The organism is Pseudomonas sp. A214, from assembly GCF_900156295.1.
Taxonomy (GTDB): Bacteria; Pseudomonadota; Gammaproteobacteria; order Pseudomonadales; family Pseudomonadaceae; genus Aquipseudomonas; species Aquipseudomonas rhizophila.
Genome location: NZ_LT707062.1, coordinates 4,971,028 through 4,990,889 on the forward strand (window position 1 = coordinate 4,971,028; position 19,862 = coordinate 4,990,889).

Annotated in this window: 23 protein-coding genes; 11 read left to right on the forward strand and 12 right to left on the reverse strand. The window is 60.3% G+C overall.

The genetic code is table 11. From position 1 onward, the window contains the following. The first annotated feature begins 45 nt into the window (after positions 1–45). The gene (locus tag BW979_RS22110; RefSeq protein ID WP_171061402.1) at positions 46–900 is read left to right on the forward strand and encodes a LysR substrate-binding domain-containing protein; all 855 of its coding nucleotides are present in this window, start codon (positions 46–48) and stop codon (positions 898–900) included. Here BW979_RS22110 and BW979_RS22115 read toward each other — a convergent pair. Further along, complete coding sequence (locus tag BW979_RS22115; protein ID WP_047226362.1) at positions 890–1,624, reverse strand: sulfite exporter TauE/SafE family protein; 735 nt, start codon at positions 1,622–1,624, stop codon at positions 890–892. The two genes, BW979_RS22110 and BW979_RS22115, sit on opposite strands and share 11 nt — an antisense overlap. A gap of 161 nt (positions 1,625–1,785) precedes the next feature. On the opposite strand from BW979_RS22115, the gene BW979_RS22120 reads away from it, so the two are divergent. From BW979_RS22120 to BW979_RS22130, 3 genes are all read left to right on the forward strand, one after another. Next, positions 1,786–2,247: a MarR family winged helix-turn-helix transcriptional regulator gene (locus tag BW979_RS22120; RefSeq protein WP_047226361.1), complete on the forward strand. Its 462-nt coding sequence runs from the start codon at positions 1,786–1,788 to the stop codon at positions 2,245–2,247. 355 nt (positions 2,248–2,602) lie between these two features. Then, the gene (locus BW979_RS22125) at positions 2,603–3,022 is read left to right on the forward strand and encodes an organic hydroperoxide resistance protein (protein ID WP_047226360.1); all 420 of its coding nucleotides are present in this window, start codon (positions 2,603–2,605) and stop codon (positions 3,020–3,022) included. A 35-nt stretch (positions 3,023–3,057) separates the two neighbouring features. Beyond that, positions 3,058–4,071, forward strand: coding sequence for an alpha/beta hydrolase (locus tag BW979_RS22130; protein WP_076385714.1), 1,014 nt, complete (start codon positions 3,058–3,060; stop codon positions 4,069–4,071). 208 nt (positions 4,072–4,279) lie between these two features. Here the strand turns inward: BW979_RS22130 and BW979_RS22135 are convergent, their stop codons facing one another. Further along, the gene (locus BW979_RS22135) at positions 4,280–4,849 is read right to left on the reverse strand and encodes an elongation factor P (RefSeq protein WP_003199385.1); all 570 of its coding nucleotides are present in this window, start codon (positions 4,847–4,849) and stop codon (positions 4,280–4,282) included. A 48-nt stretch (positions 4,850–4,897) separates the two neighbouring features. Further along, positions 4,898–6,031, reverse strand: a complete 1,134-nt coding sequence (gene earP / locus BW979_RS22140; RefSeq protein WP_047226358.1) for an elongation factor P maturation arginine rhamnosyltransferase EarP — start codon at positions 6,029–6,031, stop codon at positions 4,898–4,900. 124 nt (positions 6,032–6,155) lie between these two features. Here earP and BW979_RS22145 point away from each other — a divergent pair, with 124 nt between their 5' ends. Then, positions 6,156–6,542 carry a hypothetical protein gene (locus BW979_RS22145; RefSeq protein ID WP_076385716.1) on the forward strand — a complete coding sequence of 129 codons (387 nt, stop codon included), beginning with the start codon at positions 6,156–6,158 and terminating at the stop codon, positions 6,540–6,542. 2 nt (positions 6,543–6,544) lie between these two features. Beyond that, the gene (locus BW979_RS22150; protein WP_047226356.1) at positions 6,545–7,027 is read left to right on the forward strand and encodes a GreA/GreB family elongation factor; all 483 of its coding nucleotides are present in this window, start codon (positions 6,545–6,547) and stop codon (positions 7,025–7,027) included. Positions 7,028–7,037: 10 nt separating this feature from the next. Here BW979_RS22150 and cysB read toward each other — a convergent pair whose 3' ends face one another. The 4 genes from cysB to BW979_RS22170 all read right to left on the reverse strand — a co-directional run bounded on the left by cysB (position 7,038) and on the right by BW979_RS22170 (position 10,601). Beyond that, positions 7,038–8,012: an HTH-type transcriptional regulator CysB gene (cysB, locus tag BW979_RS22155; RefSeq protein ID WP_018603112.1), complete on the reverse strand. Its 975-nt coding sequence runs from the start codon at positions 8,010–8,012 to the stop codon at positions 7,038–7,040. Between the two features lie 111 nt (positions 8,013–8,123). Further along, positions 8,124–8,624: a universal stress protein gene (locus BW979_RS22160; RefSeq protein WP_047226355.1), complete on the reverse strand. Its 501-nt coding sequence runs from the start codon at positions 8,622–8,624 to the stop codon at positions 8,124–8,126. Between the two features lie 96 nt (positions 8,625–8,720). After that, complete coding sequence (locus tag BW979_RS22165) at positions 8,721–9,626, reverse strand: 5'-nucleotidase (RefSeq protein WP_047226354.1); 906 nt, start codon at positions 9,624–9,626, stop codon at positions 8,721–8,723. Between the two features lie 21 nt (positions 9,627–9,647). Next, on the reverse strand, positions 9,648–10,601 hold the full coding sequence (locus BW979_RS22170) for a putative 2-dehydropantoate 2-reductase (RefSeq protein ID WP_047226421.1): 954 nt from the start codon (positions 10,599–10,601) through the stop codon (positions 9,648–9,650). A gap of 293 nt (positions 10,602–10,894) precedes the next feature. Here BW979_RS22170 and BW979_RS22175 point away from each other — a divergent pair, with 293 nt between their 5' ends. Further along, on the forward strand, positions 10,895–11,971 hold the full coding sequence (locus BW979_RS22175; protein ID WP_003199364.1) for a 3-deoxy-7-phosphoheptulonate synthase: 1,077 nt from the start codon (positions 10,895–10,897) through the stop codon (positions 11,969–11,971). Positions 11,972–12,107: 136 nt separating this feature from the next. Here the strand turns inward: BW979_RS22175 and BW979_RS22180 are convergent, their stop codons facing one another. Further along, complete coding sequence (locus BW979_RS22180) at positions 12,108–12,389, reverse strand: GNAT family N-acetyltransferase (protein ID WP_047226353.1); 282 nt, start codon at positions 12,387–12,389, stop codon at positions 12,108–12,110. A 632-nt stretch (positions 12,390–13,021) separates the two neighbouring features. On the opposite strand from BW979_RS22180, the gene oprI reads away from it, so the two are divergent. After that, a complete protein-coding gene (gene oprI, locus BW979_RS22185; RefSeq protein ID WP_011335311.1) occupies positions 13,022–13,273 on the forward strand; it encodes an outer membrane lipoprotei OprI in 252 nt (83 codons plus the stop codon). 127 nt (positions 13,274–13,400) lie between these two features. Here the strand turns inward: oprI and BW979_RS22190 are convergent, their stop codons facing one another. The 3 genes from BW979_RS22190 to BW979_RS22205 form a co-directional block, all read right to left on the reverse strand. Then, positions 13,401–14,372, reverse strand: a complete 972-nt coding sequence (locus BW979_RS22190) for a L,D-transpeptidase family protein (RefSeq protein WP_047226352.1) — start codon at positions 14,370–14,372, stop codon at positions 13,401–13,403. A 243-nt stretch (positions 14,373–14,615) separates the two neighbouring features. Further along, entirely contained in the window at positions 14,616–14,909 is a 294-nt protein-coding gene (locus tag BW979_RS22200) for a hypothetical protein (RefSeq protein ID WP_047226351.1), read from the reverse strand. 56 nt (positions 14,910–14,965) lie between these two features. Further along, positions 14,966–15,571, reverse strand: a complete 606-nt coding sequence (locus tag BW979_RS22205) for an arylesterase (protein ID WP_047226350.1) — start codon at positions 15,569–15,571, stop codon at positions 14,966–14,968. Positions 15,572–15,581: 10 nt separating this feature from the next. Here BW979_RS22205 and BW979_RS22210 point away from each other — a divergent pair, with 10 nt between their 5' ends. From BW979_RS22210 to greB, 3 genes are read left to right on the forward strand one after another with little or no spacing between them, the layout of a single operon-like run. Beyond that, positions 15,582–16,265, forward strand: coding sequence for an ABC transporter ATP-binding protein (locus BW979_RS22210; protein ID WP_047226349.1), 684 nt, complete (start codon positions 15,582–15,584; stop codon positions 16,263–16,265). Further along, positions 16,265–18,769 (forward strand): ABC transporter permease, encoded by a 2,505-nt coding sequence (locus tag BW979_RS22215; RefSeq protein ID WP_076385720.1) that lies wholly within the window; start codon positions 16,265–16,267, stop codon positions 18,767–18,769. The genes BW979_RS22210 and BW979_RS22215 overlap by 1 nt, the downstream gene beginning before the upstream one ends. A 34-nt stretch (positions 18,770–18,803) precedes the next feature. Beyond that, entirely contained in the window at positions 18,804–19,301 is a 498-nt protein-coding gene (gene greB, locus BW979_RS22220) for a transcription elongation factor GreB (protein ID WP_047226347.1), read from the forward strand. A gap of 47 nt (positions 19,302–19,348) precedes the next feature. Here the strand turns inward: greB and BW979_RS22225 are convergent, their stop codons facing one another. Beyond that, the gene (locus BW979_RS22225) at positions 19,349–19,657 is read right to left on the reverse strand and encodes a hypothetical protein (RefSeq protein ID WP_047226346.1); all 309 of its coding nucleotides are present in this window, start codon (positions 19,655–19,657) and stop codon (positions 19,349–19,351) included. Positions 19,658–19,862 lie beyond the last annotated feature (205 nt).

Genomic DNA, 19,862 nt, shown 5'->3' on the forward strand with positions numbered 1-19,862 from the left:
ATCCAACGAATGTTTCTTATGCAATACATCTCGGAGATTGATCAATTGTCGAGTTACCCGAGCATCGATACGGAAGTGCTGCGTACCTTTGTCGCCATCGCTGACCAGGGCGGTTTCACCCGTGCCGGTGAGTTGGTCAATCGCACCCAGTCCGCCGTCAGCATGCAGATGAAGCGACTGGAAGAGGATGTATTGCAGCGGCGGCTGTTCGAGCGTGACGGGCGCCAGGTCAAGCTGACCGCCGAAGGCCAAGTGTTGCTCGGCTACGCCCGACGGATCCTCAAGCTGCACAGCGAAGTGTTCAACACCCTGCGTGAGCCGCACATGGTCGGCACGGTGCGCATCGGCACCCCGGACGATTATGTGATGCGTTTTTTGCCGGGGATCCTGCAGCGCTTCGCCCAGTTCTATCCCTTGATCGAAATTGAAGTGCACTGCGAGTCGTCCAAGCAGTTGCTGCTGCGCCAGGATCTGGACCTGTCCATCGTCACCCGCAAACCGGGGGACGAAATCGGCCAGTTATTGCGCAAGGAGCGCTTTGTCTGGGCCGAAGCGGCATGCTTCAACGTCCACGAACAAACACCGTTGCCGCTGGCGATGTTCAACAGTGATTGCTTCTGCCGGCAATGGGCCTGCAATGCACTGGATGCCATGGGCCGCGATTATCGCGTGGCGTACAACAGCTCGAGCCTGTCGGCGCTCATGGCAGTGGTTGGCGCGGGCCTGGCGATCACCGCGCAACTGGAAAGCCTGCTGACCCCGGACATGCGCGTGCTGGGCGAGGCGGAAAACCTGCCGCAGTTGCCCGAAGCGAGCATCATGCTGATCCGCAACCTGCATAATCCGTCGCCGATCACCGAGTGCCTGGCCGAGCACATCGTCGAAGGTTTCAAACTTTAAAGGCGAGCAAGATCGCGCACAGCACCAGGAAACCGCAGAACAGCCCGCGCAGCAGCCGCTCCGGCATGGCGTGGGCGACTTTTACCCCCCAACTGATACTGAGCAGGCCACCAGCGGCCAGCGGCAGGCCGATCCACCAGTCCACTTGGTGATGCACCGCATACGTGGCGAGGGTCACACCAGTACTGGGCAAGGCCAACGAGAGAGACAACCCCTGGGCGACCACCTGACTGGTACCGAACAGGCTGGTCAGGAACGGCGTCGCGACGACCGCCCCGCCGACACCGAACAATCCGCCCATGGTCCCCGACGCCGCCCCCAACACGGCGAGCCACGGCCAGCCATAACGCATCTGCGCCGAAGCCGGGGGGCTGGCGGCAAACATGCGAATCAGGTTGTAGGCCGCCAGCACGATCAGGAAGGCCACGAAGCCGATTCGCATGCTTTGCGCGTCGATACCCACCGCCCAGATCGAGCCAAGCCAGGCAAAGCAAAAACCCATGGAGGCCAGTGGCAGTACATGACGCATTTCAATGCGATTGCGCTGGTGGTAGCGCCACAAGGCGAGCATCACGTTTGGCACGACCATCACCAGGGCCGTGCCCTGGGCGATCTGCTGATCGAGGCCGAACAACAGGCCCAGCACCGGAATGGCGATCAACCCGCCACCAATCCCGAACAATCCCCCCAAAGTGCCCAATGCGGCACCGAACGCCAGATACATCACACCTTCGATCACAGCCGATTCCCCCTTGATCAGGGCGCTTATCCTACGCAGTCGGCGCTCGCGGGGGAACGCAACTTCCGATCAGAACGTCAGAATTATCTGGCGCATTAAAGGTTCGCCCGCTAGATTCGTAGCGATCATTGATTGAAGGTTCTGCCATGAGCACCCAACGCGACACCCCCGACCCCTGCGAAGCCCTGTTGCTCGACAACCAGGTGTGCTTCGCCCTGCACTCCACGTCGCTGCTGATGACCAAAGTCTACAAGCCGCTGCTGCAAGCCCTGGGCCTGACTTATCCGCAGTACCTGGCGATGATGGTGCTGTGGGAAAAGGACGGCCTGACTGTCGGGGAAATCAGCAACCGCCTGCTCACCGATCCGGGTTCACTGACCCCGTTGCTCAAGCGCCTGGAGGCCGAGGGCTTGCTGAGCCGCACCCGCAGTCGTGAGGATGAACGCGTGGTCATCGTCGAGCTCACCGAACAGGGACGCGCCCTGCAGGAAAAGGCCCTCAACATTCCCCAGTGCATTCTCGGCGCCAGTGGCCAGACCCTGGAGCAATTGAAGAAGCTGCAGCATGACCTGCAAGAGCTGCGCGGGAATTTGCAAGACAGCCTCTGAAACGCAGCCTGTCCAGCAGCACCGTCAACTGCCCCAACGCTATCGCGAGCAGGCTCGCTCCCACATTTTGATCTTTGGTGAACGCACTTTTTGTGTTTAACACAGATCGTTGTGGGAGCGAGCCTGCTCGCGATGGCACCAGTCCGATCACCTCCTGCCCCCTCTCTTAAAAAAAAATTTTCAGCTGATGAAACCGCTCTATCTCAAGGGATCTACGCCGTTAGAGCGAGCGAAATTCAATTCCCCTTAAAAATTTATCTTGCGCGCAAAATATTAGCGCTATACATTTGCATCACACCTACTTAGCGCACAAACATTTAGCGCTGTAACAGCAACCAAAACCGAGGCTCTCACCATGCAAACGCTCTACACCGCAATCGCAACTTCCACCGGTGGCCGTGATGGTCGTGCAATCTCCAGCGACAACATCCTGGACGTCAAACTCGCCACCCCCAAAGAACTCGGCGGTGCAGGCGGCGCGGCAACCAACCCGGAACAACTGTTCGCTGCCGGCTACTCGGCCTGCTTTATCGGTGCCCTGAAATTCGTCGCAAGCCAAAGCAAGCGCAAGATTGCGGATGACGCCTCGATCACCGCCCATGTCGGTATCGGCCAGATTCCCGGTGGTTTCGGCCTCGACATCGACCTGCACATCAGCTTGCCCGGTCTGGACCTGGCCGATGCACAGAGCCTGGTGGACGCAGCTCACCAAGTCTGCCCGTACTCCAACGCCACTCGTGGCAACGTCGATGTGCGCCTGCACGTCACCGTTTAACCAACGCCTTCCAGCCTGCACTTAAGGAGATGCACATGAACACCTTCAGCAAAGCCTTGACCGGCACCCTTCTGGCACTGAGCGTCGGCAGCGCGTTCGCCGACGGCATCGTGGAACACAACACCCAGGCGTTTCTCGACGCGCTGAATGCCGGCACCGGCAAGCCATTGGAGCAACTGTCGCCCAAGGACGCCCGCGCGGTACTGGTCGGCGCCCAGGCCGGGGTGAAACTGAGCTTGCCCAAGGCCGACGTCAGCGAGAAAACTATTGAGGTCGATGGCCAGCCGATCAGCCTGACCATCGTCCGGCCGGCCGGCGTCAAGGGTGAACTGCCGGTGTTCATGTTCTTCCACGGCGGTGGTTGGGTATTGGGGGATTTCCCAACCCACGAACGGCTGGTTCGGGATCTGGTGGCCGGATCAGGTGCCGTCGCAGTGTTCGTCAACTACACGCCTTCGCCGGAAGCGCATTACCCGGTAGCGATCAATCAGGCCTACGCCGCGACGAAATGGGTGGCCGAGCATGGCAAGCAAATCAATGTCGACGGCAAGCGCCTGGCCGTGGTGGGCAACAGCGTCGGCGGCAACATGGCAGCGGTCGTGGCGTTGATGGCCAAGGACAAAGGTACCCCGGCGATCAAATTCCAGGCCTTGTTGTGGCCGGTGACCGATGCCAGTTTCGAGACGGCGTCCTACAACCAATTCGCCGAGGGACACTTCCTCAGTAAAAACATGATGAAGTGGTTCTGGGACAACTACACCACCGATGCCGGGCAACGCAGCGAGATCTATGCCTCCCCGTTACGCGCCAGCACCGCGCAACTCAAGGGCCTGCCGCCCGCGCTGGTACAGACCGCCGAGGCCGACGTGTTGCGCGATGAGGGTGAAGCCTACGCCCGTAAACTGGACGCGGCTGGCGTGCCGGTCACGGCGGTGCGCTACAACGGCATGATTCACGATTATGGTTTGCTCAATGTGGTGAGCCAGGTGCCAGCGGTGCGTTCGGCGATGTTGCAGGTATCCCAAGAACTGAAACAACATCTGAAGTGACTTGTGGCGCAACCCTGTGGGAGCAAGGCTTGCCCGCGATGAACACAGCGCGGAACCGAGGCGCCTGGATCGCGAGCAAGCCTTGCTCCCACAGGGCAGGATTAAATCCCCTCGCCACCGTCTCCATCCTGCCCTCTGTCTGAACATGATCCGCAGGCATGAAAAAGCCCGACTCAATGGTCGGGCTTTTTCATACACAAGACTTCGCTTATTTAGCGCGGCCTTTGTAGGAACCGCCTTCGCGGGTATCGATCTCGATCATGTCGCCGATTTCGATGAAGTCAGCAACCGACAGCTCGGTACCGTTCTTCAGTTTGGCAGGCTTCATTACCTTGCCGGAAGTGTCACCGCGAGCGGAACCTTCGGTGTAGTCAACCTGACGCACGATGGTGGTCGGCAGTTCTACGGAGACCAGACGCTCTTCGAAGAACACGGCTTCGCAGACGTCGGTCATGCCTTCTTCGATGAACGGCAGAACGCTTTCGATGTCTTCGGCGTTCAGCTCGTACATGGTGTAGTCAGTGGTGTCCATGAACGTGTAGGTGTCGCCGCTGATGAAGGACAGGGTCGCTTCTTTGCGGTCGAGGATCACGTCGTCCAGTTTGTCATCGGCGCTGTAGACGATCTCGGTTTTGTAACCGGTCAGCAGGTTCTTCAGCTTGGTCTTCATGATCGCGCTGTTACGACCCGACTTGGTGAACTCAGCTTTCTGAACCAGCCAAGGATCGTTTTCGAGACGGATCACGGTCCCGGGTTTCAGTTCTTTACCAGTTTTCATTGCGAATATCCGAATTTGGATGGGATTTACAAAAATCTAGGCCGCGTATCATATCCAATTTACATAAAACTTCACCAGCGCTGCGGCAAGATCGGGTCGCGAGGCCTGTTCCAGACACCATGCCTGGGCATGATCAAGCAGTTCCTGCTGCTGTTGATCGACCATTTTCCAGTGTTCGGCCATGTCCTGGCCAGCATTCCAGGATCGCCAGAGACCGCTGATCGCTTTTTCAGCCGGCTCCGAAAGGCCGTGGGTGTACAGCCTGAGAAATGCCTCGAGTTTTTCCAGATGAACGTCTTCTTCCTGCTGGTAGATATGCCAGAGCAGCGGCCGACCCGCCCATTGGGCGCGCACGAAGGAGTCTTCACCCCGCACGGCGTTGAAATCGCAGCACCATAGCAGTTGATCGTACTGATCCTGGCGGACGAACGGCAGCACCTGCACCGTCAGGGCACCACGTTGTTGTACCGCACCGGCCTTCAGGCCATCGATGCCCAGCCAACGCTGGACATCGCCGAGCACCCGACCTTCGGGAATCAATACATGAGAGGCCTGGGTATCGGTCGCCATGGCATCGAACCAACTGGCAAGCCCGGCGTTTTCGTAGGCAAACAGCGAGATCAGACGCGAGCCCGGCGTCCGATGGACGCCCAACGCCTCCAGGAAAATCCGTTGCGCCTGGGCATCCTGCTGAAACTGCCGACGCCGCTCCAGCAGGCCGGCTTCACGCAGCAGCCCGCCCGTGCCCTCGCGGAAGCCCGGAAAAAAGAAATATTTCTGCACGTGCTTGTATTTGACCGAGGGTAATCCGTGGCACCCGATCACCCAATCTTCCGCACTCAGGTAATCGAGGTTCATCCACAACGGCGTGGTCTGCCGCTCGGCCATCGCATCCATGTAGGCGCTCGGCAACTGGCAGGCAAACGCGGCGATGACTACATCGGCGGCGTCGGTGGACGGCCAGACCTCAGGCCAATGGCAGACTTGCACACCCTGCTGCCATTGCTCGGACAGCGTGATGTCGATTTGCGGACACAGTCGTTCAAAGGCCCGCAGGTCATCTACCCATAACCGCACCGCACATTGATGCTCGGCCACCAATTGCCGAGCCAGGCGCCAAGTGACGCCGATGTCGCCAAAGTTATCGACGACGGTGCAAAAAATATCCCAGCGCACGGTCATTCCCGACTCCCTGTGGCAAAGGCCTGATTGTCCCGCATTAAACCGATGATGCAGAAGAGCCGACGGCGATTAATCTTCATGCGACAATCGCCGCCTATCACGTGTTCATTGCCAGGAAGCAGCCATGTCCGATCACCCGCCAGCGCCACGCCTTACAGCCCTGCAATTGACCGTCAGCATTGCCCTGGGCCTGTGGCTGGGGTTTCTCGCCATCGTATTGACCGGTTGGCTGCTGTCCAGATTCCTGTTCAACGAACAACTGGCGCCAGTGGCCGCGGCCGTGCAGCAACTGGGGCAACCGCCGGCGGTGCAACCGACCCCGGAGCCGCCACCCCCCATGTTCGAGCAGTACCAGCAAAATCTGCAACGAAACGAACAACGACAGGCCCTGGATCAAGCTCGCAGCGATCCTCGCAACCTGTCCAACCCCAAGTGTCAGTTCTGGTTGCAACAGGACCAGAACGCGCCCAGTGAAAAGAGCCGGGCCAACGTTTTGCAGTTTTGCGATTGATCATGAACAAACAGATCGTCCACCAACTGATTCTCGACAAACTCAGGATTGACCTGGGTATCGCCGAGCGCGCCGCGCAAACGGCCTACGAAACCGCGACCCACGAGGAAAACATCGCCGAGAACAAATACGACACCCTGGGTCTTGAAGCGTCTTACCTCGCTGCCGGGCAAGCCAGGCGTGTCGAAGAAATCCGCCAGGCCCTCGCCCTCTGCCAGAACCTGATACTCAGGCCCTACGACGAACAGCGCGGCATTCAGATTGGCACCCTGATCGGGCTGGCGGATGAGGATGATCGTCAGCAATGGTTGTTTCTGGGACCGGATGCCGCGGGGTTGAAAGTGTCGCTGGTGGGCCAGCCGATCACCGTCATCACCCCTCGCTCGCCGCTGGGACGAAGCCTGCTGGGCAAGTTCGAAGGGGATGAAGTAGAGATCGTCGTCGCAGGCGCCCGGCAACAGTTCGCTGTCACCGAGGCGATCTAGCACTCACTGTTCAGTGCACCGGTAATTCCACACCGTCGAACAGCTCTTCGAGTTCCTGCTTGTTGTGGCACTGGATGGCCTTGGCCATGACTTCCCGGGTCAGGTGTGGGGCGAACTTTTCGATGAAGTCGCACATGAAACCACGCAGGAAGGTGCCACGCCGGAAACCGATCTTGGTCACGCTGGACTCGAACAACTCGCTGGCATCCAGCACCACCAGATCGCCGTCCAGCTTGGTATCGACGGCCATTTTCGCCACGATGCCCACGCCCAGACCAAGGCGGACATAGGTCTTGATGACGTCGGCGTCGGCGGCGGTGAACACCACTTTCGGGGTCAGGCCGCGATGGCTGAAGGCTTCGTCGAGTTTCGAACGGCCGGTAAAACCGAATACGTAAGTCACGATGGGGTATTCGGCCAAGGCTTCAAGCGTCAACTTTGGCAGCTTGGTCAGCGGATGGCCCTGAGGCACAACCACGCAGCGGTTCCAGCGGTAGCACGGCATCATCACCAGATCGCCGAACAGTTCCAGAGCCTCGGTGGCGATGGCGAAATCCACGGTACCGTCCGCCGCCATTTCGGCGATCTGCATCGGCGAGCCCTGGTGCATATGCAAGGCCACGTCCGGGTATTGCTTGATGAAGTTGCTGATCACCGGAGGCAGTGCATAACGGGCCTGGGTGTGGGTGGTGGCAATCGACAGCGTGCCTTTTTTCTCGTTGGAAAATTCCTGGGCAATCTGCTTGATGCTTTCGACCTTGCGCAGGATCTCCCCGGCCGTGGTGATGATGCGCTCACCGGCCGGAGTCACGCGGGTCAGGTGCTTGCCGCTGCGGGCGAAAACTTCGACACCCAGCTCATCCTCCAACAGGCGGATCTGCTTGCTGATGCCGGGTTGCGACGTGTAGAGGCTTTGGGCAGTAGCGGAAACGTTGAGGTCGTGGTGCGCCACTTCCCAGATGTAGCGCAGTTGTTGAAGCTTCATATGTATCCCTCAAAGCAGTTGGACGCCACGGGCATCAGCGACGATATATAACTATATGAATGGTTGTATTAATTAATCTAGAACTTTTTATAAAAAAGCCACTACTTTGCCTCAAGCCTCCCCCTGACGTCGCCGCTGCACCAGCGGCACCAGGTAGACCGGTACCCGGGATAACTGCAATACCCGCGCAGCGGTCCTGCCCAGCGGTGTTTCACCGCTAGCCCCTTGACAGTGACTGCCTACGATCAGCAAATCGACTGAGAGTTTCGCAGCCTGATCGAGAATGACCTGGGATGGATCGCCCTGGAAAACCCGCACCGACTTGATCAGCTTCAAGTCCTGCTGCCCCTCGCCCAACTCTTCGCGAAAGCTGTCGAGTACCCGCTGTTCAATGTTGGCCATCACCGTATTCAGACCCTGGCGATGAAATTCGTTCAGCGCTTGCTCATCGAGATAACTTTGCAACACCGACTCCGCGAACAGCCCCATCGGCTCTACCGCATGCACCACATACAACTCGGCTTCGAACGTCCGTGCCAACGCCAAGGCATGCTGCATCACATAAGGGGCGTAAAGTCCCAGGTCTGTGGCGTACAGCATCGAACGAATCATGTGACCTCCTCGCGTGCCAGAATGGCGGAGATGGATTCAGCTTAGCAGCGCCTTGAGGAGTACGACGTCCAGCGTAACGCCCTAAACAACGGGCAGTCAGAGCTTCACTTCATTGCTGATGCCGTGGGGCACATGACCCGTGGCGACCACCTCGCGAGCCAGTTCGCAGTGGCCGGTCTGGTCGTCGAAAAAGACGTCGGCGGCGAAGGCTTCGAGAAATGCCGATTTGGTCAGGCCACCGAGAAACAGCGACTCATCCAGACGAATGTCCCATTCGCGCAACGTCCGGATGACGCGCTCGTGGGCCGGTGCCGAACGGGCAGTGACCAGCGCCGTGCGAATCGGGCAGGCGTCTTCGGGGAACTCGCGTTGCAGTGCATTGAGTGCCGCCAGAAACCCCTTGAACGGCCCGCCTCGCAGCGGCTCACGAGCCGCTTGCCGTTCGCTGGCCTGGAATGCAGCCAGGCCGCCGCTCTGATAGACACGCTCGGATTCGTCGGAAAACAGCACCGCATCGCCGTCGAAAGCGATACGCAGTTCCTCGCTGGCGGCGCGGCTGGCGCCACCCGACAGAATGGTCGCAGCGGCGAATCCGGCGTCCAGGGCACTGCGCACATCTTCAGCGTGGGTGGACAGAAACAGATCACAGCCGAACGCCTTCAGATAGGGGTAAGGACTGCGGCCGCCGACGAACGCCGCGCGGGAAATCGCCAGCCCGTAATGATGAATCGAGTTGAACACCCGCAGGCCGGTGTCGGCGCTGTTGCGCGAAACCAGAACCACCTCGACTCGCGCACGCCCCAGATGCTCGTTGAGATTCAGCAGCTTTTGTACGAGAGCGAAGGCGTCGCCGGGTTCGAGGACTTCGTCCTCATGCTCAATCTGATATTGCCGGTAAGCCTCGACGCCGCCCGACAGATACACCTTATGGCTGTCACTCAGATCGAACAGCGCCCGCGAGGAAATCGCCAGCACCAGTTTGTCGTCGATGTTGTTTGCCATGTCGCTCCCCCTTTCGCCTGATCAGCGGTTTCGTCGGTCCATAAATGCCAACGCCTGATACAAGGCTTCGATTTTCGGCAGCTCACAACCGGCTTTTTTCGCCGCCGCCAATGGTCGGCTGTAAATAGCCTCCAGCTCCAGCGCGCGCTGGTGGGAATAATCGTGATACATACTCGGCCAGTAGTCGGGCATCTTTTCGGTCATCGCAAACAGATACTCGGCATAGCCCGGCGCAATCTGGTGACCGCAAGCCTGAGCACCCCGCACCACCTCCCCCATCAGGGCCTGGATCAAGCCTCGGCTGTCACTGTCGGCCATCAACGGCGTGGTACTGGCACCCAACAGAACCGAAAGACCGTTGTAGGGCACGTTCCACACCAGTTTCTGCCAGCGCGCCTGCCGCAGGTCGGGCATGGCCTGGGAATCCAGGCCGGCGGCACGGAACAGCCCGGCCCCCTGCTCGACAATCGCCATGCGTTGCGCCTGATCGTGGCAAGGACCGCTGTGGTAACCGAGGTTGACTGCACCGAGGGCCTGGTGGGCAATGACGCCGGGACCGACCCGATGCACACAGATCAGGCACAGGCCGCCCAGCAGATGCAGCGAATCGGGCAGCAACGGTCGGAGGTCGTCCTCAACATCCAGGCCATTTTGCAGCAACAGGACTTTTGCACCCTGAGCGGCAGCTTGAATGATGGCCGGGGCCAGGTCGGCATTGCTGGTGGTCTTGGCACCGACCAGTAGCCAGTCGCAGGGCGGCATGTCCGCCGCCGAACGATACGCCTGGACCGGGTTGAGCGTCAGGGCGCCGTGAACCGCGCTGTCGACTCGCAAGCCGCCCTCGGCCACCGCCCCAAATTCGCTGCGCAGTAAAAAATGCACGTCAAAACCGGCGCGAGCCAGCATCACGCCATAGAACCCACCGATCGCACCGGTGCCGATCATCCCGATCCGCGGTTTAACGCCTGCCTGCATCATTGCCACTCCTCAACTAACAGTCCATGCGCATCATTACATAGGTGCGGGCCAACGTGGCGAGACAGCCGGGTTCCGCCGGGCCGGTTCACGTTCGGGCGCAGCAGGTCCTTTTGTGAAGGCTGCGCCGTCAAGCGCGAGCAAGCTCCCCCGCCGCAATTAACCCGTCCCTGCCCATTGTCGAGCAACCTCGTAACGCGCTAAGGTTCCGCTCCCCGACGCGCTTAAATCCGCTGTGCACCGCCGCGCGGGGATCGCTGGCGGCCGGCACCCGTGACCTGACGAGTAACACGATGGCTGATTTACCGATCAATGACCTTAACGTCGCCTCCAACGAGACCCTCATCACGCCTGACCAGCTCAAGCGCGATATCCCCCTGAGCGACGCTGCCCTGCGCACCGTGACCAAGGGCCGGGAAGTCATTCGCAACATTCTCGACGGCACCGACCATCGCCTGTTCGTGGTCATCGGGCCCTGCTCGATCCATGACATCAAGGCCGCCCACGAATATGCCGAGCGCCTGAAAGTGCTGGCGGCGGAAGTTTCCGACACCCTGTACCTGGTAATGCGGGTGTATTTCGAAAAGCCGCGCACCACCGTCGGCTGGAAAGGCCTGATCAACGACCCGTACCTGGACGACTCCTTCAAGATCCAGGATGGCCTGCACATCGGTCGCCAATTGCTGCTGGATCTGGCCGAAATGGGCCTGCCCACCGCCACCGAAGCCCTGGACCCGATTTCCCCGCAATACTTGCAGGACCTGATCAGTTGGTCGGCCATCGGTGCGCGGACCACCGAATCCCAGACTCACCGTGAAATGGCCTCCGGCTTGTCCTCGGCCGTGGGTTTCAAGAATGGCACCGACGGCGGCCTCACCGTGGCGATCAACGCCTTGCAGTCGGTTTCCAGCCCTCACCGCTTCCTGGGCATCAACCAGGAGGGTGGCGTCTCGATCGTCACCACCAAGGGCAACGCTTATGGTCACGTGGTGCTGCGCGGTGGCAACGGCAAACCGAACTACGATTCGGTCAGCGTCGCGCTGTGTGAGCAGGCACTGAACAAGGCCAAGATCAAACCGAACATCATGGTCGACTGCAGCCACGCCAACTCCAACAAGGATCCGGCGCTGCAACCGCTGGTGATGGAAAACGTGGCCAACCAGATTCTGGAAGGCAACCAGTCGATCATCGGCCTGATGGTCGAAAGCCATTTGAATTGGGGCTGCCAGGCGATCCCCAAGGATCTGGCGGACTTGCAGTACGGTGTGTCCATCACCGATGCCTGCATCGACTGGAGCGCAACCGAGAACACCCTGCGCAGCATGCATGCCAAGCTCAAGGACGTGTTGCCTAAACGTCAGCGTGGCTAAAAGGATCGCAGCCTCGTTGCACTCGACGGCGCCTAGGCCGGCTATGTGTAGGCGAAGGCTGCGACCTTTGCTCTTTTCAAGGCTAAAAAAACGCCGGGCTTTTCAGCCCGGCGTTTTTATTGGGGAATCCGTAAGGTCAGAGCTTGGCCGCGTGACGCTGGTGACGCTCCATGTAGCGCTCCACGTAGGAGCAGGACGGGATCACCGTGTAGCCCATTTCGTCGGCGTATTGCAGCGCCCTTTCGGTCAGCGCCGCCGCAATGCCGCGTCCGCGCAAGGCATTGGGCACGAAGGTGCGATAGATATCCAGGGTCTGTTTGCCCAGGTCCATATAAGTCAGATAGGCACGATGACCGTCCACATTGGTCTCGAACTGATGACCAGCCTGGTCATGGTGGATGGACAACGCCTCGCTCATCACTACTCCTCGCGGGTCTGAATGCTGACCCCTACCTTACCGATGTTTTTCCGGCGAAGGAACATCTACGCCACCCCGTGCCTGTCTGGTCACCGAGCGCCAACACCCACCGCTCAACCCCGAGCACGTCGTGAATAGTAGGCACCAATGACGCAAATGCTCAAGGCACGCCCGTCAATGGGGGTAAAACCCGGTCGGGTTTATCGATTGAGCGCCACCGTCACGCGCTAGTCGGCCAAGGCGCAATAGCTGAACATCGCCAGTTGTTGAGTCGTGAGACGAGCGCCGGTTATTAAAGTCACCGCCAACACCAATAAAGATAGCCGCCCCCCTGAGCAAAAAACGCTCAAAAGTGTAGATGAATCAATAAACAACGACGTTAACGGCTTAAGGAAAGTTCTCCCGCGCACGGAACTTTTGCTCAATGACGCGCTCAAGCCAGGTGCCGGAGGCTGCATATTTTTTAAACAACACCCCAAAAAGTTGCTCGAAAAAGAATCACCGCCTACAATTTTTTTGCTTCTTGCGCGACGTCAGTTTACTTACTACAAGTAATGGGTAGTATGTACGCCGGCTAACTCCTCGCTGTGAGGAGACAGTCACTTAATAGAAAGTCCTTGAAGGGGAACACGATGAACAACGTTCTGAAATTCTCTGCTCTGGCCCTGGCCGCAGTTCTGGCTACCGGTTGCAGCAGCGCATCGAAAGAAACCGAAGCACGTCTGACTGCTACCGAAGACGCAGCAGCTCGCGCCCAAGCTCGTGCAGACGAAGCTTACCGTAAAGCTGATGAAGCTCTGGCTGCTGCTCAAAAAGCACAACAGACTGCTGACGAAGCTAACGAGCGTGCTCTGCGCATGCTGGAAAAAGCTAGCCGCAAGTAATAGTCCTCCGGGATTGTTATCGAGCCGACCCATTTTTTGGGTCGGCTTTTTTATTGCCCGGCGTTTCCCCAGGCGATAAAAAAACCCGCCGACATCGCGAAACGCCGGCGGGTCTCTATTGCAGGTTTTACTGTTGCAGATCGATCGGCGCGCTGGAGACCATCGGTGCCGAAGTATTCGGAACGGCGATCTCGACCGGCAGGCCGTCTTCGGCCGCCACCACATCACGCACCACATCCCAGTCCATGCGCAGGTTGCTGGTGATGTCCTCACGCTTGAGCATCGTGTTGATCACCGCGGTGTGCTTGTCCACCACCGATGGGTTGCCGTTGTCGTCCAGCGGCGTGTGGGCCTCCAGATAAACCTTCCCGCCGCTCACACCCAGCTTGTAGGGATCGTTGATGATCCGTACCGAGGTGCCCACCGGCACCATGCCGGCCATCTGCAGTACGTTGTTGTTGAACATGCGGAAGCAGCCGTGGCTGGTGCGCATGCCGATGCCGAACTTCTTGTTCGAACCGTGGATCAGGTAACCCGGGGTGCCCAGGGTGAACTTGAACGGACCCAAGGGATTATCGGGACCGGCCGGCACCACGTTCGGCAACGGATCGCCGTCGGCGGCATGCTCAGCCTTGATCGAGGCCGGCGGAGTCCAGGTCGGATTCGGGGTCTTGGCAATGATGCTGGTGTGGGCGATCGGCGATCCCCAACCTTCACGGCCAATGCCCAGCGGGAAGGTGTAGACCACATTCCGGCCCTTGGGGAAGTAGTAGAGACGGTACTCGGCGAGGTTAATCACGATGCCTTCGCGCGGGCCAGGCGGCAGGATGAAACGGGTCGGCAGCACGACCTCGGTGCCCGCACCCGGCAACCAGGGATCGACGCCCGGGTTGGCAGCGACCATCTCGGTGTAGCCCAGGTCGTAGGTAGTGCCCAGGTCGGCGAAGGTGTCTTCGTATTTGGCCTTGATGACCTGCACCTGGCCGACAATGTCTTCGCCTGGCGGTGGCAGAGGCAGCTCCAGGGCGGCAACGGGACCAGCCATGCACAGGGCGGCAAGAGACAGGCAGCGGGTGACGGCAGGCAAGCGCAGCAACATCCGGGAAATCCTTTGCAGGTCGAACAGAGGGTATGAAGATTGTGATTGTACACCGCCCCCCGTTATTTCGGGGAGGGCGACAATGAGGCGTCCGATGCCTAGCATGTCTGGAGACTGAAATAAAAACCTGTGGGGGCGAGCCTGCTCGCGATAGCGGCGGCACATCCAACATCAATGCAAGCAGGCCCACCGCCATCGCGAGCAGGCTCGCTCCCACAAGGGGCATGCCGGGGATCTGGGGAATTACAATTCGAACCGCAGTTCCGGCCAGATCGGCGAGGTGCCGCGCTTCTGGGACTCCAGGATCGCCCGGCACAATGAACACAGGCGATGGTCCTGGAATATCTTGCGGTCAACAGCCGACCAGCGCGGCTGGGCCGGCAGCAGGCTGCCGCACAGGGTCCGGTCGGCCGAGCCACCGAGTTCCAGTTGCCGGGTCACCAGATGCACCCGCACTTCCTGGCAGGCGAACAGGTCCAGCTGTTCGTCAGGCTCGATCAGTTGGTAGGCAAACAGGGACCAGGCGGGACGCGGCATCGGGGGCTCCAAATCGGGGGCGCCACATTAGCCGAAAGACCGCCTGTAGAAAAGCGTCACAGCAGCGGTTTTAGCGTCGGCCAGACATTTTCCAGCAACTTGCCCTGGGCCGCGACGGACGGGTGCAAGCCATCGCCCTGCATCATCCCCGGAACACCGCCAACGTCCTGAAGGAAAAACGGCACCAGCGGCACGTTTTTCTCCTCGGCCAGGGTGCTGTAGACCCGGGCAAAGGCATCGGTGTAGCGCTGCCCATAATTGGGCGGCAACTGCATGCCCAGCAGCAGTACCTTGGCACCGCTGGCGCGCGAGCTGTCGATCATCGCTGCAAGGTTTTGTTGCAATTGCGTTGGCGGCTGTCCACGCAAGCCATCGTTGCCCCCCAGTTCCAGGATCACCAGGTCCGGCTTATGGGCTGCAAGCAGCGCCGGCAGCCGCGCCTGGCCGCCTGCACTGGTGTCACCACTGATAGAAGCATTGACCACTTTGTCGTCGAAACCTTCGGCCTTGAGCCGTTGTTCGAGCAAGGATACCCAACCTTGCCGGGTATCCAGGCCGAAAGCGGCGCTGATACTATCGCCAACGATCAGGACTGTACCCGCCGCTGCGTTCTGGGCCATGCACATCAGGGCCAGGCCGGCACTCAAAAACCACACACGCATCGGATTCTCCATGGGCTCAAGCATTCTCACCGCGAAGGACCTTAGCAAAGTGGTTCCCAGCGCGGAAGGTGAACTGACTATCCTGCACGAACTCAGCCTGGAACTGAACAAGGGCGACAGCCTGGCCATTGTCGGCGCATCCGGTTCCGGCAAATCCACCCTCCTGGGCCTGCTGGCCGGCCTCGACCTGCCCAGCAGCGGTGAAGTGACCCTCGCAGGCCAAGCCCTCAGCGTTCTGGATGAAGACCAGCGGGCCCGGATCCGCGCCGAGCATGTCGGCTTTGTCTTCCAGTCGTTCCAGTTGCTCGACAGCCTCAATGCGTTGGAAAACGTCATGCTGCCATTGGAGCTTGATGGTCGCCGGGATGCCCGCGAACGCGCTACGGAATTGCTGCAGCGGGTCGGCCTGGGCCAGCGCCTGACCCATTCGCCCCGCCAGCTCTCTGGCGGCGAGCAGCAACGCGTGGCGATTGCCCGTGCCTTTGCGGCCGAGCCGGACGTGCTGTTTGCCGACGAACCCACTGGCAACCTCGACAGCCACACCGGTGAGCGCATCAGCGATCTTCTGTTCGAGTTGAACAAGGAAAGCGGCACGACCCTGGTGCTGGTCACCCATGACGAACGCCTGGCCCATCGTTGCCGGCGCCTGATTCGACTTGAAGCCGGCCAGATGGTCGCCCCCCTGGAGCCTTGATGGCACGCTTGCCGCTGTTGCGTCTGTTCAGTCTCGCTGTCCGCCAATTGCTGCGCGATGCCCGCGCCGGCGAACTGCGGGTGTTGTTCTTCGCCCTGCTGGTGGCGGTGGCGGCAAGTACCGCCATCGGCTACTTCGGAGCCCGTCTCAACGGCGCGATGATGATGCGCGCCACCGAGTTTCTTGGCGCCGACCTGCTGCTCGAAGGCAGCTCGCCAGCCCGCCCCGAACAGATTCGCGGCGGCACCGATCTGGGCCTCGAACATGCCCGGGTGGTGGAGTTCTCCAGCGTCGTGGCCACCGACAATGGCATTCAGCTCTCCAGCGTCAAGGCCGTCGATGACATCTACCCCCTGCGCGGCGAACTGAAAAGCGCCCCTGCCCCGTTCGCCCCGGAAGAAACCGGCGGGCGACCAAACCCTGGCGAGGCCTGGGTCGAAGCACGACTGCTGACCGCTCTGGATCTGAAAATCGGCGACAGCATCGACGTCGGCAACCAGCCCCTGCGCCTGAGCCGTGTGCTGACCTACGAACCGGATCGCGCCGGCAATTTCTATAGCCTCACGCCCCGGGTCATGATCAACCTCAAAGACCTGGACGCTACCGGCGTCGTGCAGCCCGGCAGCCGCGTCAGTTATCGCGACCTGTGGCGCGGCCCGGCACCAGCGCTGCAAACCTACCGCGACCTGATCAAGCCGGGCCTGGAGCCCAATCAGCGGCTGCAGGATGCACGCGATGGCAACCGGCAGATCGGTGGCGCCCTGGGCAAGGCCGAACGGTATCTGAACATGGCCAGCCTGGTGGCGGTGCTGCTGTCCGGCGTCGCCGTCGCCCTCTCGGCCAACCGCTTTGCCACCCGACGCTTTGATGCCAGCGCACTGCTGCGTTGCCTGGGGTTGTCACGCCGGGAAACCATGGTGCTGTTCAGCCTGCAATTGACCGTGCTGGGCCTGCTGGCCAGCCTCAGCGGTGCGCTGCTTGGCTGGGTCGCCCAACTGGGTCTGTTTGCACTGCTGCATGACCTGTTACCCACGACCGTCCCGCCGGGTGGCCTGCTGCCGGCCATTGCCGGAATCGGCACCGGAATGGTGGCGTTGGCCGGCTTCGCCCTGCCCCCTCTGGCCGCGCTGGGACGGGTACCCCCCTTGCGCGTTTTACGCCGGGACATGCTGCCGATTCCTTCCAGCACCTGGGTGGTCTATGGGGCCGCCCTGGGTGCCCTTGGCCTGATCATGTGGCGCTTGAGCCTGGACCTGGTCCTGACGTTCGCCCTGCTCGGCGGTGGCGTCATCGCAGCACTGGTGCTCGGCGGCCTGCTGTTGCTGCTGCTCCAAAGCTTGCGCAGGATGCTGGCCCGCGCCTCGTTACCCTGGCGGCTCGGCCTGGGCCAGTTGCTGCGCCACCCCTTGGCGGCGGCCGGCCAGGCGTTGGCATTCGGCTTGATTCTGTTGTCCATGGCGCTGATCGCCCTCTTGCGCGGCGAGCTGCTGGACACTTGGCAAAACCAGTTGCCGAAAAACGCCCCGAACTATTTCGCCCTGAATATCTTGCCCAACGACAAGCAGGCCTTCACCGACAAGCTGCTAGCGTTGTCGGCGCAATCGGCGCCGCTCTACCCCGTGGTACCGGGACGCCTGATCAGTATCAACGGCGAGCCGGCCAAGGAGTTTGTCACCAAGGACTCGGCTGGTGACCGGGCCCTGCAGCGCGACCTGAGCCTGACCTGGGCTGCGGACCTGCCGGCGGGCAACGTCGTCACGGCCGGGACCTGGTGGCCGCAGCAACCGCCGGACGATATTCCGGGCGTTTCGGTAGAAGGCAAGGTGGCCGAGAACCTCAAGATCCAGCTGGGGGACCGTCTGGTTTTCAACGTGGGCGGCGTCAATCGTGAGGCGAAGGTCACCAGCTTGCGAGAAATCAACTGGGACAACTTTCAGCCTAACTTTTTCATGATCTTCCAACCCGGCACGCTGAAGGATCTACCGGCCACCTATCTGACCAGCTTCTATCTGGCGGCAGGCCACGACCAGCAGATTGTCGACCTGTCCAGGGCCTTCCCGGCGGTGACGATCCTGCAAGTCGAAGCCCTGCTCGAGCAGTTGCGCAGCATCCTGGCCCAGGTCACCCTGGCCGTGGAATATGTGTTGCTGTTTGTACTGGCTGCGGGAATGGCCGTGCTGTTCTCCGGCCTGCAAGCCACCCTCGATGAACGGATCCACCAGGGTGCGCTGCTCCGCGCCCTGGGTGCCGAACGAGCCCTGTTGGTCAAGGCCCGGCGCATCGAGTTCGGGCTGTTGGGTGCGGTCAGTGGCTTGCTCGCGGCCTTGGGTTCGGAACTGGTGAGCCTGGTGCTTTATCGTTACGCGTTCGACCTGCCCTGGCATCCGCATCCATGGCTGCTGGTACTGCCTTTGGTGGGAGCGTTATTGATCGGGGCAGCCGGTGTGTTCGGTACGCGTCGAGCCCTCAATGCCAGCCCGCTGACAGTCTTGCGCGAGGGTTGATAGACTCCCGGCTTCGCCACCACAAGAAGTTGCCATGAGCCGTTATCGCCCACCCCGCACCGCCGGCACCGCGTTGATCACCCCTGAGGGCGAGGCGCGGATGCGCGCTGAATTTCATGAACTGTGGCATGTGCGCCGCCCTCAGGTGACCCAAGCGGTCAGCGAGGCGGCGGCCCAGGGGGATCGTTCGGAAAACGCCGAATACACCTATGGCAAGAAAATGCTGCGGGAAATCGACAGCCGCGTGCGTTTCCTCACCAAGCGCCTGGAAGCCCTCAAGGTGGTCAGTGAAAAACCCAGTGACCCGAACAAAGTGTATTTCGGCGCTTGGGTCACGGTTGAAGATGAGGACGGCAAAGAGTCTCGCTATCGCATCGTCGGCCCCGACGAACTGGACCTGAAAAAGAACCTCATCAGCATCGACTCGCCCTTGGCGCGGGCGTTGATCGGCAAAGCGCTGGATGCTGAGATCAAGGTTCAGACACCCGCAGGTGAACAACTTTTATATGTCACTCACATTGAATACATATAAAGCTTCACCGGCCCACGGCCCGAAAAACCCAGTCATCTCAGCTCACCTCAGCGGCGGGTAATCAGCCCCTGTCGGGCCACGCGGGTCAATTGCCGGATCATTTCGCTGGCGTGCGCCGCACTGGGGGACTGGATAACGGCCAGATCGAAACTGTCATCGGCAAAACGCGCCAGAGACTCACCGTCTTCGACAAACTGGATAAGGAACGCCGCCGGCCCGTGGTTGCGTCGCGGCCAGCCGTCGAGATAGCGCAATAACGTAGGCTGGTGAGTACCGCCCAGAAGGATTTTTGGATTGCGTTGCAGAAGGTTCGCCGTGATCGGCGCAAGACGTACAAGGGGGCTGGATGCGTTCATCGTGTCGTGTCTCTGCCTCAAAAGTCTGCATGGCAGGTGAGAGGCAACACCGAACCAGCGCTTTAGCGGTATTTCGAAGCCCCGTGTAACCGGCTTCTATCGGTGACTGAATGAGTCACCTGGCGCCCCGCAAGTAGCTGTTTAAATCGGCGCATGAGCGGCATCCTAGAGAAGCTGACCGGCCAGTGTCAAGAATCTGCGCGCA

What these genes read in the sequence shown, in the direction of transcription:
- BW979_RS22115 (WP_047226362.1), bottom strand. Translation starts at nt 1,624, where the DNA reads ATGTATCTGGCGTTCGGTGCCGCATTGGGCACTTTGGGGGGATTGTTC.
- BW979_RS22120 (WP_047226361.1), top strand. Translation starts at nt 1,786, where the DNA reads ATGAGCACCCAACGCGACACCCCCGACCCCTGCGAAGCCCTGTTGCTC.
- BW979_RS22125 (WP_047226360.1), top strand. Translation starts at nt 2,603, where the DNA reads ATGCAAACGCTCTACACCGCAATCGCAACTTCCACCGGTGGCCGTGAT.
- BW979_RS22130 (WP_076385714.1), top strand. Translation starts at nt 3,058, where the DNA reads ATGAACACCTTCAGCAAAGCCTTGACCGGCACCCTTCTGGCACTGAGC.
- BW979_RS22135 (WP_003199385.1), bottom strand. Translation starts at nt 4,849, where the DNA reads ATGAAAACTGGTAAAGAACTGAAACCCGGGACCGTGATCCGTCTCGAA.
- earP (WP_047226358.1), bottom strand. Translation starts at nt 6,031, where the DNA reads ATGACCGTGCGCTGGGATATTTTTTGCACCGTCGTCGATAACTTTGGC.
- BW979_RS22145 (WP_076385716.1), top strand. Translation starts at nt 6,156, where the DNA reads ATGTCCGATCACCCGCCAGCGCCACGCCTTACAGCCCTGCAATTGACC.
- BW979_RS22150 (WP_047226356.1), top strand. Translation starts at nt 6,545, where the DNA reads ATGAACAAACAGATCGTCCACCAACTGATTCTCGACAAACTCAGGATT.
- cysB (WP_018603112.1), bottom strand. Translation starts at nt 8,012, where the DNA reads ATGAAGCTTCAACAACTGCGCTACATCTGGGAAGTGGCGCACCACGAC.
- BW979_RS22160 (WP_047226355.1), bottom strand. Translation starts at nt 8,624, where the DNA reads ATGATTCGTTCGATGCTGTACGCCACAGACCTGGGACTTTACGCCCCT.
- BW979_RS22165 (WP_047226354.1), bottom strand. Translation starts at nt 9,626, where the DNA reads ATGGCAAACAACATCGACGACAAACTGGTGCTGGCGATTTCCTCGCGG.
- BW979_RS22170 (WP_047226421.1), bottom strand. Translation starts at nt 10,601, where the DNA reads ATGCAGGCAGGCGTTAAACCGCGGATCGGGATGATCGGCACCGGTGCG.
- BW979_RS22175 (WP_003199364.1), top strand. Translation starts at nt 10,895, where the DNA reads ATGGCTGATTTACCGATCAATGACCTTAACGTCGCCTCCAACGAGACC.
- BW979_RS22180 (WP_047226353.1), bottom strand. Translation starts at nt 12,389, where the DNA reads ATGAGCGAGGCGTTGTCCATCCACCATGACCAGGCTGGTCATCAGTTC.
- oprI (WP_011335311.1), top strand. Translation starts at nt 13,022, where the DNA reads ATGAACAACGTTCTGAAATTCTCTGCTCTGGCCCTGGCCGCAGTTCTG.
- BW979_RS22190 (WP_047226352.1), bottom strand. Translation starts at nt 14,372, where the DNA reads ATGTTGCTGCGCTTGCCTGCCGTCACCCGCTGCCTGTCTCTTGCCGCC.
- BW979_RS22200 (WP_047226351.1), bottom strand. Translation starts at nt 14,909, where the DNA reads ATGCCGCGTCCCGCCTGGTCCCTGTTTGCCTACCAACTGATCGAGCCT.
- BW979_RS22205 (WP_047226350.1), bottom strand. Translation starts at nt 15,571, where the DNA reads ATGCGTGTGTGGTTTTTGAGTGCCGGCCTGGCCCTGATGTGCATGGCC.
- BW979_RS22210 (WP_047226349.1), top strand. Translation starts at nt 15,582, where the DNA reads ATGGGCTCAAGCATTCTCACCGCGAAGGACCTTAGCAAAGTGGTTCCC.
- BW979_RS22215 (WP_076385720.1), top strand. Translation starts at nt 16,265, where the DNA reads ATGGCACGCTTGCCGCTGTTGCGTCTGTTCAGTCTCGCTGTCCGCCAA.
- greB (WP_047226347.1), top strand. Translation starts at nt 18,804, where the DNA reads ATGAGCCGTTATCGCCCACCCCGCACCGCCGGCACCGCGTTGATCACC.
- BW979_RS22225 (WP_047226346.1), bottom strand. Translation starts at nt 19,657, where the DNA reads ATGAACGCATCCAGCCCCCTTGTACGTCTTGCGCCGATCACGGCGAAC.